This window comes from Mesorhizobium sp. Root695, from assembly GCF_001428185.1.
Classification (GTDB): Bacteria; Pseudomonadota; Alphaproteobacteria; order Rhizobiales; family Rhizobiaceae; genus Mesorhizobium.
On record NZ_LMHO01000034.1, the window covers coordinates 297,246 to 310,342 of the forward strand.

General features: G+C 65.2%; 11 protein-coding genes. 5 read left to right on the forward strand and 6 right to left on the reverse strand.

Annotated elements, in window-relative coordinates:
- Positions 1–6 precede the first annotated feature (6 nt).
- Genes ASD99_RS24955 through ASD99_RS24965 form a run of 3 tightly spaced genes read right to left on the reverse strand, consistent with a single transcriptional unit; the run spans position 7 to position 3,839 of the window.
- Complete coding sequence (locus ASD99_RS24955; RefSeq protein ID WP_057145221.1) at positions 7–1,608, reverse strand: ATP-binding protein; 1,602 nt, start codon at positions 1,606–1,608, stop codon at positions 7–9.
- Positions 1,599–2,291 (reverse strand): response regulator transcription factor, encoded by a 693-nt coding sequence (locus ASD99_RS24960; RefSeq protein ID WP_056585627.1) that lies wholly within the window; start codon positions 2,289–2,291, stop codon positions 1,599–1,601. Before ASD99_RS24960 ends, ASD99_RS24955 begins: the two co-directional genes overlap by 10 nt.
- A gap of 3 nt (positions 2,292–2,294) precedes the next feature.
- Positions 2,295–3,839, reverse strand: coding sequence for a DUF4173 domain-containing protein (locus ASD99_RS24965; protein ID WP_056585625.1), 1,545 nt, complete (start codon positions 3,837–3,839; stop codon positions 2,295–2,297).
- A 411-nt stretch (positions 3,840–4,250) separates the two neighbouring features.
- Here ASD99_RS24965 and ASD99_RS24970 point away from each other — a divergent pair, with 411 nt between their 5' ends.
- Together ASD99_RS24970 and ASD99_RS24975 are read left to right on the forward strand one after the other, a co-directional pair.
- Positions 4,251–5,126, forward strand: a complete 876-nt coding sequence (locus tag ASD99_RS24970; RefSeq protein WP_057145222.1) for an HpcH/HpaI aldolase/citrate lyase family protein — start codon at positions 4,251–4,253, stop codon at positions 5,124–5,126.
- A 35-nt stretch (positions 5,127–5,161) separates the two neighbouring features.
- Entirely contained in the window at positions 5,162–5,368 is a 207-nt protein-coding gene (locus ASD99_RS24975; RefSeq protein ID WP_056585621.1) for a DUF1737 domain-containing protein, read from the forward strand.
- A gap of 21 nt (positions 5,369–5,389) precedes the next feature.
- Here the strand turns inward: ASD99_RS24975 and ASD99_RS24980 are convergent, their stop codons facing one another.
- Positions 5,390–5,812, reverse strand: a complete 423-nt coding sequence (locus ASD99_RS24980; RefSeq protein ID WP_023763026.1) for a metallopeptidase family protein — start codon at positions 5,810–5,812, stop codon at positions 5,390–5,392.
- Between the two features lie 182 nt (positions 5,813–5,994).
- On the opposite strand from ASD99_RS24980, the gene ASD99_RS24985 reads away from it, so the two are divergent.
- The 3 genes from ASD99_RS24985 to ASD99_RS24995 are packed head-to-tail and all read left to right on the forward strand — an operon-like array spanning position 5,995 to position 11,799.
- Positions 5,995–7,029 carry an ImuA family protein gene (locus ASD99_RS24985; RefSeq protein ID WP_057145223.1) on the forward strand — a complete coding sequence of 345 codons (1,035 nt, stop codon included), beginning with the start codon at positions 5,995–5,997 and terminating at the stop codon, positions 7,027–7,029.
- Positions 6,971–8,449 (forward strand): DUF6504 family protein, encoded by a 1,479-nt coding sequence (locus ASD99_RS24990; RefSeq protein ID WP_057145224.1) that lies wholly within the window; start codon positions 6,971–6,973, stop codon positions 8,447–8,449. Before ASD99_RS24985 ends, ASD99_RS24990 begins: the two co-directional genes overlap by 59 nt.
- On the forward strand, positions 8,446–11,799 hold the full coding sequence (locus ASD99_RS24995; protein ID WP_057145225.1) for an error-prone DNA polymerase: 3,354 nt from the start codon (positions 8,446–8,448) through the stop codon (positions 11,797–11,799). The genes ASD99_RS24990 and ASD99_RS24995 overlap by 4 nt, the downstream gene beginning before the upstream one ends.
- A 55-nt stretch (positions 11,800–11,854) precedes the next feature.
- Here ASD99_RS24995 and ASD99_RS25000 read toward each other — a convergent pair whose 3' ends face one another.
- Positions 11,855–12,100 carry a Trm112 family protein gene (locus ASD99_RS25000; protein WP_056585613.1) on the reverse strand — a complete coding sequence of 82 codons (246 nt, stop codon included), beginning with the start codon at positions 12,098–12,100 and terminating at the stop codon, positions 11,855–11,857.
- A gap of 172 nt (positions 12,101–12,272) precedes the next feature.
- Positions 12,273–12,944 carry an LON peptidase substrate-binding domain-containing protein gene (locus ASD99_RS25005; RefSeq protein WP_056585611.1) on the reverse strand — a complete coding sequence of 224 codons (672 nt, stop codon included), beginning with the start codon at positions 12,942–12,944 and terminating at the stop codon, positions 12,273–12,275.
- Positions 12,945–13,097: the final 153 nt, after the last annotated feature.

Below are 13,097 nucleotides of genomic sequence, written 5' to 3' on the forward strand. Positions count from 1 at the left end.
ATCAAATTACGCGGCGGGCAAAATGATCTCGAAGCGCGTGCCGCGTTCGGAGTCAACCAGGCGGATCATACCATCATGCGCTTTCAAGAGGGCCAGCACGATGCCGAAGCCCATGCCGGTGCCGCCCGAATCGCGGCGCGTGGTGAAGAACGGTTCGAAAATGCGCGCCCGGTTGCTCGGCGAAATGCCGGCGCCATCGTCGCTGACCAGAATGGTCGCCTTGCCACCGGCGCTCGCCGCCGTGACCGAAACCAGCGTCGCGCCATGTCGGGCCGAATTGTCGATGAGATTGGCAAGCAAGATCGCCGCGTTCTCGGCCGATATGCGCAAGGCCAGATCGCCGCCGGCCTCGACGCGAACCGTCAGCCTGTTGTCGACGGGCAGCAGCGCCAGTGCCGCACCGGTCGAGGTGCTTTCGCCGCTCGGCGCCAGGTTTTCGGCGCGTGCCAGGTCAAGCAGGCGCCGCACCAGCAGATTGAGCCGCCCGGCATCGGTGACGATATTGTTGGAGAAACGCCGCCGCTCCGTATCATCCATCGCGCTACCCGAATCGCGCAGCAATTCGGCCGCGCCCTGGATCGCCGTCAACGGCGATTTGAGCTCGTGCGAGACATGGGTGGCGAAAGTCTGGATCGAGTCCGATCGCGCCTGCAGTTTTTCGGCCATGTCGAGGAAAGCGGCGGACTGCTCCGCCATCTCATATGTGCCGTGGTGGTCGAGCGGCCTGATCGCCGCGCGATCGCCGGCGGCGATGCGCTGGGTGCGATCGATCAGCGCATAGATCGGCCGGCTGACGGTGCGCAGGAAGACGAGGCCGATGAGCAGCGTACCGCCGATTATGGCGATGGCCGCCAACGTCACCTTGCCGCGCTCGCCATAGAGATGTTTGATGATGTTGTTGGGCGTCCGCGACACATAGACCACGCCGGCGACCTTGCCCTCGACAGCGGCCGGCAAGGCGACGAAGACACGCACCTTGGTGCCCCTGCTGACCGAATAGAGCGGTGGCGCCGGCTGGTCGGGGATACGCAGCCTGAGCGCGCTGGCATAGCGGCCGGCGAGTGCGGCTCGCACCTCTTCAACGTCAGCGAGCGATTGTCCAACCTCGCCGCGTCCGGCAATGACAACGCCCCGGGGATCGAGCAGGCGGAAGCCGGCCAGCGTGGTTTTCTGCGTGGTGTCGAGAATGCCGGACAGGCGCGCGCCGAACGCCGCGAAGGCTGGATCGATGGTCGCAGCGACCGCCGCCGGTCGGGTTGGAAGCACATGATCCGAGGCGAGATCGAGTTGCGGCTCGATCGGCCTGTACAGCGGGTCAGGATTCGCGCTTCGGCTTGAATCCCCGCTTGGCCCCGGCATCGGCGCGCCGAGTTTTTCCGCCGGAATGCCGGCGTCGCTCACATCCTGCGCATAGATGGCGGCTATGGCCGCGCCTTGCGCGATCAGCTCCGCCTCGGTCTGGCGGATCAGCTGGTTCTCGTAGAGCCGGAAGAAGAACAGGCCGACCAGCGGCAGGGCCATCACCAGGATCAGGATGGCGACGACGACCATGGCGAGGCGAGGTCGCCATTTGCGGCCGATCCATTTGCTGGAAGTCGTCAGCCGCATCGGCCGAGCCGGAAGCCGACGCCATGCACGGTCTCGATAACATCCGGGCAACCCACTGCCGCCAGCTTGGCGCGGATGTTGCGGATATGGCTGTCGACGGTGCGGCCGGCGACATGGATCTTGCCGGCATAGGCGCTGGCCATCACCGCGTCGCGGTCGAGCACATGCGTCGGCCGCGCCAGAAACCCCTTCAGGATCGAGAATTCTATCCCCGTCAGGGCAAGCGGCTGGCCGTCGAAGCTGGCGGCATGGCTGGCCGGCGCCAAGGTGAGTTTGCCATGCGCGAACTGCCTGTCGTCGGCCGGTTCGGGCGGTGCCGGGCGAGCGCGCCGCAGGATGACGTTGACGCGGGCGACCAGCTCGCGCGGGCTGAACGGTTTCGTCACATAGTCGTCGCCGCCCATTTCGAGCCCGAGGATGCGGTCGATCTCCTCGTCGCGCGCGGACAGGAACAGCACCGGCACATCGGATGTGTGCCGCAGCCGGCGGCAGACCTCCAGCCCATCCATTTCCGGCATGCCGATGTCGAGCACGACCAGGTCAGGTGTGCGCCGTCCGATCGCTTGCAGGGCAGCCGCGCCGTCGGCCACACCTTGCGTCTTCATGCCGGCCTTCTCCAGCGCAAAGCAGATCACTTCGCGGATATGCGGATCATCGTCGGCGACGAGGATGTGATGCGGCATGGATCAGCGGCCCGGCACGTAAGGTTCGGCAGCGGAGGGAATCACGAGCGGGCCTCTCCTGTCGAGATAACGATTGAGCCGCCAGTCGCGAAAGCTCCAGGCTCGCCAGTTTTGCTGGATGATGCGATACCAGCCTTCGTCGATCCCACGCAATCTGGCAAGTTCGCGGACCGCGCCGGCGGCAGCCGTCTTTTCCTGGTGATCGAAGAAACGATCAAGCGCCGGAAACGCGCCCGGACCGAGCGAGCGCAGATACCAGGCGTCGAGTGAAATACCCTGGCCGGTCATTTCGAGGGAATGGTCGACATTGTAATTGGCGATCAGCGCAGCGAAGTTGATGAAACAGCAGGCATAAAGCGTCAGAGATAACGTCAGAAGATTGGCGGACAGCAGCCATTCATTGGATTTTCCAAGCGCGATGCGGGCGATGATCAGGGCAAGGCCTGATACCACCAGCCCCATCCAGACGAAGGCGGCGACGCGCCAGTAGGTCAGCGCATAGATGCCGATATAGAGGTCGAGCCGCAGGATCGACGAGATGACCAGCATGATGTTCTGCGCCACCCAGGCATAGACCAGCCGGCGGATGACCGGATCGGCTGATGCAGCACTTCCGGGCCGCAGCGCCGCCAGCACGAAGCCGGCGGCAAGCAGCGCGGTGACGATCAAGGGATAGGCGCCGCGATGCGCGTAGGCGGCGTAGCTCAGCCCGTCGGGAAGGGCGGCCCCGCCCCACAGATAGGTGGCGTCGAGCCCGGTCTGCAGCGCAAACAGCATGTTGAACATAACAAGCGCGCGAAGGATGGCCGCCTTGCCGAACAGCATGTCCTCCATGGTGGTGATGGTTCCCTCGGATTGAGCGCTGATATCAGCCACCGGCGTCGCGCGCGGGAGACGGCGGAGCAGACGTGGCAGGCGTGGCCGCAGAAAAGCCCAGACGCCGGCGAGCACGAACAGCCAGAAGGCAAGCCGAGCCAGTTGGATGAGATCGAGCAGCTTCAGCAGGTCGATCAGCGACAGCCAGTAGTCGATGACCGGGTTGGCGGCGCCGAACAGCGCCAGGAAGACTGCGCCCAAGGTCAGCGGCATGACCCAGACGGCGATCGCCGCCAGGCGTACGCGGCGCCGGCCAAAGCGCCGCGCCGTCTTGCGCCAACGGATGAAATCGCCAACGAGCCGGAAAGGCGCCGCCAGCAGGAACAGCGCGATCTGGCCGGCAATGCGGGCGATGCTATGTCGCAGACGGCCGCTGAGCGAAAGCGCGAAGACGACCAGCCCCGCCAGCGCGGTCGAGACCGACAGGGCGCTGACGGTCTCGGCCAGCGGCAGCAGCGCGACAAGCAGGGCGATGGGCTTGAGCCAGACCCTGCCGTCGCTGAAGGCCGCCGGGTGCACGGCGACGACCGCGGCGGCAATCAGGAGGGCGAACAGGAAAACCGTGATCCCGGCGGGCTGGCCGTAGAACAGAAAATCCGCCAGCCCGACCAGCAGGGCGGCAACGCCAAGGCGGCTGCAATAGCTCGGCGCGGCGGAAAACAACGCTGTCACGACCTGGCTTTCCTGATGGCGTCCCGCCGAATTGCCGGCGGGCTCTTGCGGACAAAGGGAATGAGGATCGCCGTCATGCGCGGCGGATCGGCCAGCCACCAGCCTTCGCTGCGCAACCGATGAGGCAGACGGGGTTTTGCTCGCTTTTGCATGCCGCCTGTCTCGCAGGCCGGCAGGGAGATCGCAGGGCGGATCCGAGGAGGTTTTCGGCAAGCGTGTGCAGTTTTTGTGCAGACAGGGGCGCCGAGCGTCTAACTCCCCCTTGTGGGGAGGTCGGACCGAAGGTCCGGGTGGGGGTCCGGCGCCGCACCCCCACCCCGCTGCTTCGCAGCGACCCTCGCCACAAGGGGGAGGATGGGCGCAAAGCCCTGCGCGCTTGCCTCCACCAACCGCACGCGGCATAGATCACGCATGGAAACCTATCGCCCGCGCCGCTCGGTGCTCTACGTCCCGGCCTCCAACGACAAGGCGCTGGCCAAGATCGCACAGCTTTCCTGCGACGCCGTCATCATCGACCTGGAGGACGCCGTCGCTCCAGCCGACAAGATCGCCGCGCGCAAAAAACTGGCCGGCATTTTCGCCAACCGTGACGGCCGTCGCTGCGAGATGGTGGTGCGCATCAATGCGCTGGCCAGCGAATGGGGTGCCGACGACCTGCTGGCCGCCGCAGGCTGCGAACCCGACGGCATCCTGTTGCCCAAGGTCGACACGCCGCGCGACCTGCTCGAGGCCGGCGATGTGCTCGACGACAATTTTGCTCCCGACAGCGTGAAACTGTGGGCGATGATCGAGACGCCCAAGGCGCTGCTCAACATCGGCGCCATCGCCGAATTGGGCCGCGACCCGGCCTCACGTTTGGCTTGTTTCGTTGCCGGAACGAATGATCTCGTCAAGGAGACCGGCGTGCTGGCGACGCCTGACCGGCGCTACCTCGTGCCATGGCTGATGCAGATGGTGCTGGCCGCGCGCGCCGGCGGCATCGACATGCTCGACGGCGTCTCCAACGATTTTCGCGACCTCGACGCCTTCGCCCATGAATGCACCGAGGCGGCCGCCATGGGGTTCGACGGCAAGAGCCTCATCCACCCGGCCCAGATCGAAGCCGCGAACCACGCCTTTGCGCCATCCACTGAGGCAGTGGCCGATGCGCGGCAGGTGAGAGATGCCTTCGCGCTCACCGAGAACGCCGGCAAGGGCGTGATCGCGCTGAACGGCAAGATGGTCGAACGGTTGCACCTGGCGCAGGCCGAAAAACTGCTGGCGAAGGCCGCCGCCATCGGGGCATGATATCGGCTAAGGTTATTCACGACAGGACTTGAGACATGAAACTCTACCGCTTTCTGACCGGCCCGGACGATGCCAGCTTTTGCCACAAGGTGACGGCGGCGCTGAACAAGGGCTGGCACCTGTTCGGCTCGCCGACCTATGCCTACGACAAGAAAGCCAAGGCCATGCGCTGCGGCCAGGCCGTCGTGAAGGATATCGACGGTCAGGAATACGGGCCGGACACCAAGCTCAGCGACTGGTAGGCTTTTCGCTGAAGCACCCCGCTATTCCGCTGCCTCTTCGATCTTCTCCATATCATCGTCCGACAGGCCGAAATGGTGGCCGATCTCGTGGATCAGCACGTGGGTGACGATGTCGCCCAGCGTCTCTTCGTTCTCGGACCAGTAGTCGAGGATGGCGCGGCGGTAGAGCGTGATGCGGTTCGGGCCTTCGCCGGTCTGCGGGTTCCAGCGCTCGGCGATGCCGCGCCCCTCGAACAGGCCGAGCAGGTCGAAGGGCGTTTCCAGCGACAGATCGTCCATGATCTCGTCGGTCGGGAATTCGGCGATCTGGATGACGATCTCGCCGGTCAGCTTGCGAAAATCCTCCGGCAGATGGGCGTACGCCTCCAGCGCCAGGAACTCCATTTCGTCCATCGAGGGCGAGAGTTCGTCGTGCCAGGTGCGGGTCTTGTAGATGCGAGCCATGCTTTGTCCTTTAATCCCGGCATATAGGCTTTCGCACCGGAATCGGCAAACAAACGGGCTGATGCGCCTACGCCATCCTTGCGGAGAGGAATAAATTCCCCATGACTCCGCTTGACTCTTCCGGGTCCCTCTGGAATCTATAAGAACATAACAGGAACAATTGTGAATGGAAGCTGACCGTCATGGCGATGACCGCCGTGGCGCGGGAGACTGTTTTTGCCCTGCGCCGCCAGATCGCGAAAATCGAGGGAACGCTGCCCGAGCGCTTGGCTGCCGCGACCTCCGATGCTGACGTCAACACCGATCTCACAATCGTCCGGCGCGGCATTGCCGCGGGGTTGCCGGATGCTTTCCTGCCCATCGGCGTCGAGCGTCTCGATGCCGCCCTGAGTGGCGGTCTGCCGAAGGCCGCCTTGAGCGAAATCCATGGCACGCAAACCCGCGATGCCGGGGCCGTCGCCGGTTTCGCCCTGTCGCTGACAAGCCTGATCCTCAAGCAGGCGCCGGGGTTGCCGGTGCTGTGGATCGGCACCACGGAGATTTTCCGCGAGGCCGGTTTTCCCTATGCCCGGGGGCTTCACGCCTCCTTCGGCATCGGGCCGGAGCAATTGCTGTTTTCCGAGGCGCCCCGACTTGTCGATGCGCTGTGGGTCGCCGAGGAGGCGGCCCGGATGACGGCGCTTGCCGCGGTCATCCTGGAAATCCGCGGCCATCCGCAGCGGCTGGACCTGACCGCGACACGCCGGCTGCATGCAAGGGCGCAAGGTGCCGGCCGGCCGGTGTTCCTGCTGCGGCAGGCGGCCGAGCCCGAACCGACGGCGGCGCCCGTCCGCCTCATCGTCGCCTCGGCGCCGGCAGCGCCGCGCGACACCATCGCCGGGCCGCTCGCCGGCTCGATCGGCCGCCCGGCCTTCACCCTCACCATCGGCAAGAGCCGCACGGCCCTGCCTGGACAATTCACACTGGAGTGGAACCCCGATGAACGCGCATTCGACGAAAGAGCAAGCGGGCAAAGAGGGGGGGAGGAAAGACAACGGGCAAAGAATTCTGTCCCTGTGGTTTCCCTATCTGGCCGTGGAAAGGATCCTGCGGCAGCGCCTGGGGCGGTCCTGGCGTTCCCGGCCGTCGGATCACCTGCCGCCATCTCACCCACCGCTCGTGATCAGCCATCGCGACCGCAACGCGCAGCGCATCTCGGCCCTCGACGAGCGGGCTGAAGCACTGCACCTGAAGCGCGACATGGGCATCGCCGATGCGCGCGCCATGCATCCGTCGATCGACGTCGTCGAGGCCGATCCGGAAGCCGACCGCCGCCTGCTCGAAGGCCTTGCCGACTGGTGCGACCGCTACACCCCGCTGGTGGCGCTGGACGGGGCGGACGGCCTGTTTCTCGACGTCACCGGCTGCACCCATCTGTTCGGCGGCGAACGCGCCATGCTGGACGACATCCTGTCGCGTTTCTTCCACCAGGGCTTCGATGTCCGCGCGGGGCTTGCCGCGACACCGGGTGCTGCCTGGGCGGCGGCACGGTTTGCCGGCGACCGCATCGTGCCTTGCGGCGAGGAAGAGGCGCTGCTTGCCCCCCTGCCGCTGGCCGCACTGCGCATCGAGCCGGCGACCCGCGCCAGCCTGGAAAGCGTCGGCCTGCGCACGGCGGGCGCCGTCATGGCGGCACCGCGCGCGCCGCTTGCCCGCCGCTTCGGCGCCTTGCTGCTCCTGCGCCTCGACCAGGCGCTTGGCCGCCTCGACGAAGCGGTGTCGCCACGCCTGCCCGTCGCGCCGCTTTCGGTCGAACGTCATCTGGCCGAACCCGTCACCTTGACCGAGGACATCGAACGGCTGGTGGGCATGCTGGCGGCGACCTTGAAGACCGATCTCGAGCGCCGCGGCGAGGGCGCCAGGACGCTGGCGCTGCTGCTCTTTCGCGTCGACGGCGCCGTCAGCCGCATCGCCATCGGCACCTCGCGGCCGATGCGCGAACCCCGGCTGATCCAGCGCTTGTTCCATGAACGGCTGGCCGCGCTCGAACAGGATATCGATGTCGGCTATGGCTTCGATCTGGTGCGGCTCTCGGTGCTAACGGCGGCCGCTTTCGACATGCAGCAGGCCGACCTTGCCGGCGAGGTGATCGACGACGGCGCCGATATCGCGCTGTTCGCCGACCGCATCCGCGCCAGGCTCGGCGAGGGTGCGGTTCTGCAACCGGTCGAGGTCGAAAGCCATCTGCCGGAGTGTGCCGTCGTCACGATCCCCTTCACCGAAGCGCCGCGCCGGACCACGCCGCCGAAGAAGCCGGACAGGCTGCAGGCGCCAAAAACCATCTTCCCGCCGGAACGGCCGATCCGGCTGTTCCGCTCGCCCGAGCCCATCGACGTGCCGGCCACTGAGATGCCGGAGGGACCGCCGCTGAACTTCCGCTGGCGGCGCGCGCTCTACCGCGTCACCCGGGCCGAGGGGCCGGAACGCATCGCCGCCGAATGGTGGCGGGAAGTGCCAAGCGACGAGGCGGCATCGACGCGCGACTATTTCCGCATCGAGGATGCCGATGGCCGCCGCTACTGGCTCTACCGGCAAGGCCTTTACGGCGGCGGCTCGCAAGTGCCGCCGCGCTGGTTCCTGCATGGGGTCTTCGCATGAACGCGCTGACCGTCATCCCCTATGCCGAGTTCGGCATCCAGTCGAATTTCTCCTTCCTGCGCGGCGCCTCCAAACCGGAGGAGCTGGTGGTCGCGGCCAAGCTTCTCGGCTTCTCCGCGATCGGACTTGCCGACCGCAACACAGTGGCCGGCGTGGTGCGCGCCTGGCAGCAGGCCAAGGTCGAAAAACTCTCCTATCATCCCGGCTGTCGGCTGGTTTTTGGTGACGGCACGCCGGACATTCTCGCCTACCCCCAAGACCGCAAGGGCTGGGGGCATCTCTGCCGCATGCTCACCCAGGCCAATCTGCGCGACGAGAACGAAAAGGGCGCCACCCTTCTCCAGCGCAGCGACCTCCTCGAATGGGGGGATCTGATGTCCCTGGCGGTGCTGCCCGATCTGTCGGCGGGAGCGCAAGATAGTCTTACCCTGCTTGGTGAGCTCAAGGGCCGCTTCGGCAAAAGCCTGCGGCTTGGCGTTTCGCCTGACTATGCCGGAAATGACCGTTTCCGGATCGAGCAGGCAGCGGCGATGGCCGATAGCGCCGGCATTCCGCTGATGGCGACCAACGATGTCCTCTACCACACGGCCGAACGGCGCCCGCTACAGGACGTGCTGACCGCGATCCGCCTCAACACGCCCGTCGCCGAGGTCGGGCTGCAACTGGCGGCCAATGCTGAACGCCATCTGAAGCCGCCGATGGAAATGGCCCGCCTGTTCCGCCGGCATCCGCAGGCGATGGCCGAGACCTTGCGGTTTGCGGAAGAACTGACTTTTTCGCTGAGCGACCTCCAGTACAATTACCCCGACGAGCCGACGGAATCGGGCCTCGGGCCGCAGGCCGAACTGGAACGGCTGGCGCTGGAGGGAGCGGCAGACCGTTATCCGGCGGGTGTGCCGGCTTCCGTGATCAAGCGCATCGAGGAAGAGCTCGCTCTGATCGAACGCCTCAACTACGCCCGGTATTTCCTGACCGTCCACGACATCGTGAAGTTCGCTCGCAGCCAGGACATTCTCTGCCAGGGCCGGGGTTCGGCCGCCAACTCGATCGTCTGCTTCTGCATCGGCATCACCGAAGTCGGGCCGGACAGGATCGACACACTTTTCGAGCGCTTCATTTCCGAGGAGAGGAACGAACCGCCAGATATCGATGTCGATTTCGAGCATGAAAAGCGCGAAATCGTCATGCAGTACATCTACAAGAAATACAGCGGCAAACGGACCGCACTTGCCGCCGCTGTGATCAGCTATCGCGGCCGCTCGGCGCTGCGCGAAGTGTCGAAGGCAATGGGGCTGTCGGAAGACGTCAGGGGGTCATTGTCCGGTTCGATCTGGGGCTGGTCGACCTCTGAACTCGGCGAGAAGGAAGCCCGCGCCGGCGGCCTCGACCGCACCGATCCGGTGTCGCGGCATGTGATGGAACGCGCCAACGAGATCATGGGCTTTCCCCGTCACCTTTCCCAGCATGTCGGCGGTTTCGTCATCACCCGGGATCGGCTCGACGAGATCGTGCCCATCGTCAAGACGGCGATGGACGAGCGCAAGATGGTCGAATGGGACAAGGACGATCTCGACTCGGTGAAGATCCTCAAGGTCGACATCCTGGCGCTCGGCATGCTGACCTGCCTCCAGCGCGCCTTCACCTTGCTTACTGACCACTATCCGAAGGCAAGGGACTCATACGGGCAACCCTATGTGTTGGCCACCCTGCCGGCAGAAGACGCCCGGGTCTACGACATGATCTGCCGCGCCGATACGCTCGGCGTCTTCCAGATTGAATCGCGCGCCCAGATGTCGATGCTGCCACGTCTCAGGCCGCGCGAGTTCTACGATCTCGTCATCGAGGTGGCTATCGTGCGCCCGGGTCCGATCCAGGGCGACATGGTGCATCCCTATCTGCGCCGCCGGCAAGGCAAGGAGGAGGCGGAATACCCCAAGCCGGAGCTGAAAGAAATTCTTGGCAAGACACTCGGCGTACCGCTGTTCCAGGAGCAGGCGATGAAGATCGCCATCGTCGCCGGCGGCTTCAGGCCCGGCGAAGCCGATGAACTGCGCCGTGCCATGGCCACCTTCAAGCGCACTGGCACCATCGGCAATTACCGCCAGCGCATGATCGACGGCATGGTTGGCAAGGGATACACGAAGGACTTCGCCGAGCGCTGCTTCAAGCAGATCGAGGGCTTCGGCGAATACGGCTTTCCCGAAAGCCATGCCGCCTCCTTCGCCCTGCTCGTCTATGCTTCCTGCTGGTTCAAGACCTTCTACCCCGACGTGTTCTGCGCCGCGATCCTGAATTCGCAGCCGATGGGGTTTTACCAGCCGGCCCAGCTCGTCCGCGACGCAAGCGACCATGGCGTCGATATCCGCGACGTCGACGTCAATTTCTCGGTCTGGGACTGCACGCTGGAGGAATTCCCTTTCGATCCGGCCCGCATCCTCCCTCGCCACGCCGAAATGCGCGGCGTCATCGAGACAAATCATGCGCTGCGGCTCGGCTTCCGGCAGATCAAGGGTCTGTCGAAGGACCGCATGGAGGCTTTCGTCGAGCGGCGCGGCTCAGGCTACTTATCCGTGAGGGATGTCTGGCTGCGCTCCGGCCTCGATGTCCACGAGATCGAAAGGCTGGCGCAGGCCGACGCTTTCCGTTCGCTTGGCCTCGACCGCCGCGAGGCGCTGTGGGCGGTGCGCGCGCTCGACGGCAAGAGCGCCGCCGAAAGGCTGCCGCTGTTCGACCAGCCTGCGCTCCACCTGCGCGAGCTGGAGCCCGAGACGAAGCTGCCGAAAATGCCGCTTGGCGAGCATGTCATCCACGACTACCGCTCGCTCGGCCTGTCGCTGAAGGCACATCCGGTCGCCTTCCTGCGCGAACGGCTGGACAGGGCCGGAGTAACGCCCAATGCGAACCTGCCTTCCGTGCGCGACGGCAGGCGTGTCTCCGTTGCCGGCCTCGTGCTGGTGCGGCAGCGCCCCGGCAAGGGCAACGCGATCTTCCTGACGCTGGAGGACGACAAGGCCGTCGCCAACGTCATCTTCTGGCAAAGAACCTTTGACCGATACCGGCCGATTGTCATGGGCGCGCGGTTCGTACGGGTCACCGGCAAATTGCAGTCGGAATCGGGTGTGGTCCACATCGTCGCCGAAAAGATCGAGGACCTGACGCCCTGGCTGACCGTGCTTCTGGAGAAGGTCAGCGAGGCCGCACCAGCGACCGCCGGTCCTCCGGAACGCGCTCCCAGGGCGCGCGATCGCCCCAGCCGTCCCGCGATACAAGACAAGCCGATCCGACAGGATCTCGCAACGCTGTCGGAAGAGGCGGAAAGGGTCATGCCCAAGGGGCGTAATTTTCAGTAGGCATGGCCATGCCAAGAGCGGAATGAAAGCGGACGTCGGCGATCCTTCGCCCCCCTCAGCCCGGCCCGCTCTGGCGCGGCGGCGGGGCCAGCACATCCTCAACAGACAGCGTCCGCGCTTCCGACGGAAGCATGATCGGGATGCCGTCGCGCACCGGATAGGCGAGCTTGGCGACCCGCGAGACCAGCTCGCCGCGCTCCGGATCCCAGGCCAGCGGCCCCTTGGTCAGCGGGCAGGCCAGCAGTTCCAGCAGCTTGGGGTCGACATTGGCCTTCTTTCCGTCACGCCCATCCGCGGCCATAAGATTCTCTTCCCAGCCCGTTGCAGGCCCAAGATGTGTTGAGGTTCAGGTTAGGTCGAGTCGAAAATGGTGGCATCCGAGAACCGGAGCGGAGCATACGTTTCGTACGTGAGCACCGGAAGCACCGGAAGCCGTCATTTGCAGGCCGGCATCACCTGAATGTCGGCACATCCTACTGCAAACTCGAACCAAAGTCCTCATTCTCGCGCGCCAGCGCCATTTCGGTGATGGCGATCAGCGTCTCGGCCCGTGTCTTCAGGTCGGCTGCTTCGAGCAGCGCCTGTTTCTCGGCCGGCCCGTAGGGCGCCATCATCGACAGCGCGTTGACCAGCATGGCATTTTCGGCCCGGCTGACGCTTTCCCAGTCGGCCTCCAGGTCGTTGGCCTGCAGATAGGCGCGAAATGCCTTGAGCAGCGATGGCCGGTCGATCTCGTTCGCCGCCTGATCTTCATCGAGATCGGCAAGAAAGGGCGCCAGCTTGCCCTGGCGAAACGGCGTCTTGACCGTCAATTCGTGGGCGATGCGGAACCGGCACACGCCCTGCAGCGAAATCAGATAGCGGCCGTCGCCGGTCTCGGAAAAGGCAATGATTCGCCCGGCGCAGCCCACACTGCAGAGCTCCGGCTCGCCGTCATCGCGCAAGGCTCCGTCGAGACTGGGCTGGATGACGCCGATGAGCCGCGAGCCGGAGATGGCCTCGTCCACCATCTGCAGATAGCGCGGCTCGAAGATGTTGAGCGGCATGCGGCCTCCCGGCAGCAAGAGCGCACCCTCGAGCGGAAAGATCGGGATCGTCGACGGCAAATCCTTGGCGAGCCGGTAATGCGCGTTTCCCGCTTGCACCTCATTCCTCCGATCGCGCCACCAGGAAGCGCGTCAATTCCATCCTAAAGCGCGTCGCGCGCTTTAGTCTTTGTTTATGCATGTCGCTCTCCCAAAACCGGGACCCACTTTTGGGCGACATGCATTAATCTGGCGCGGTCATCGCCGACGCCA

Bases quoted from the DNA above. Each gene is read 5' to 3' on its own strand.
- ASD99_RS24955 (WP_057145221.1), bottom strand. From the start codon at position 1,608: ATGCGGCTGACGACTTCCAGCAAATGGATCGGCCGCAAATGGCGACCT.
- ASD99_RS24960 (WP_056585627.1), bottom strand. From the start codon at position 2,291: ATGCCGCATCACATCCTCGTCGCCGACGATGATCCGCATATCCGCGAA.
- ASD99_RS24970 (WP_057145222.1), top strand. From the start codon at position 4,251: ATGGAAACCTATCGCCCGCGCCGCTCGGTGCTCTACGTCCCGGCCTCC.
- ASD99_RS24975 (WP_056585621.1), top strand. From the start codon at position 5,162: ATGAAACTCTACCGCTTTCTGACCGGCCCGGACGATGCCAGCTTTTGC.
- ASD99_RS24980 (WP_023763026.1), bottom strand. From the start codon at position 5,812: ATGGCTCGCATCTACAAGACCCGCACCTGGCACGACGAACTCTCGCCC.
- ASD99_RS24985 (WP_057145223.1), top strand. From the start codon at position 5,995: ATGGCGATGACCGCCGTGGCGCGGGAGACTGTTTTTGCCCTGCGCCGC.
- ASD99_RS24995 (WP_057145225.1), top strand. From the start codon at position 8,446: ATGAACGCGCTGACCGTCATCCCCTATGCCGAGTTCGGCATCCAGTCG.
- ASD99_RS25000 (WP_056585613.1), bottom strand. From the start codon at position 12,100: ATGGCCGCGGATGGGCGTGACGGAAAGAAGGCCAATGTCGACCCCAAG.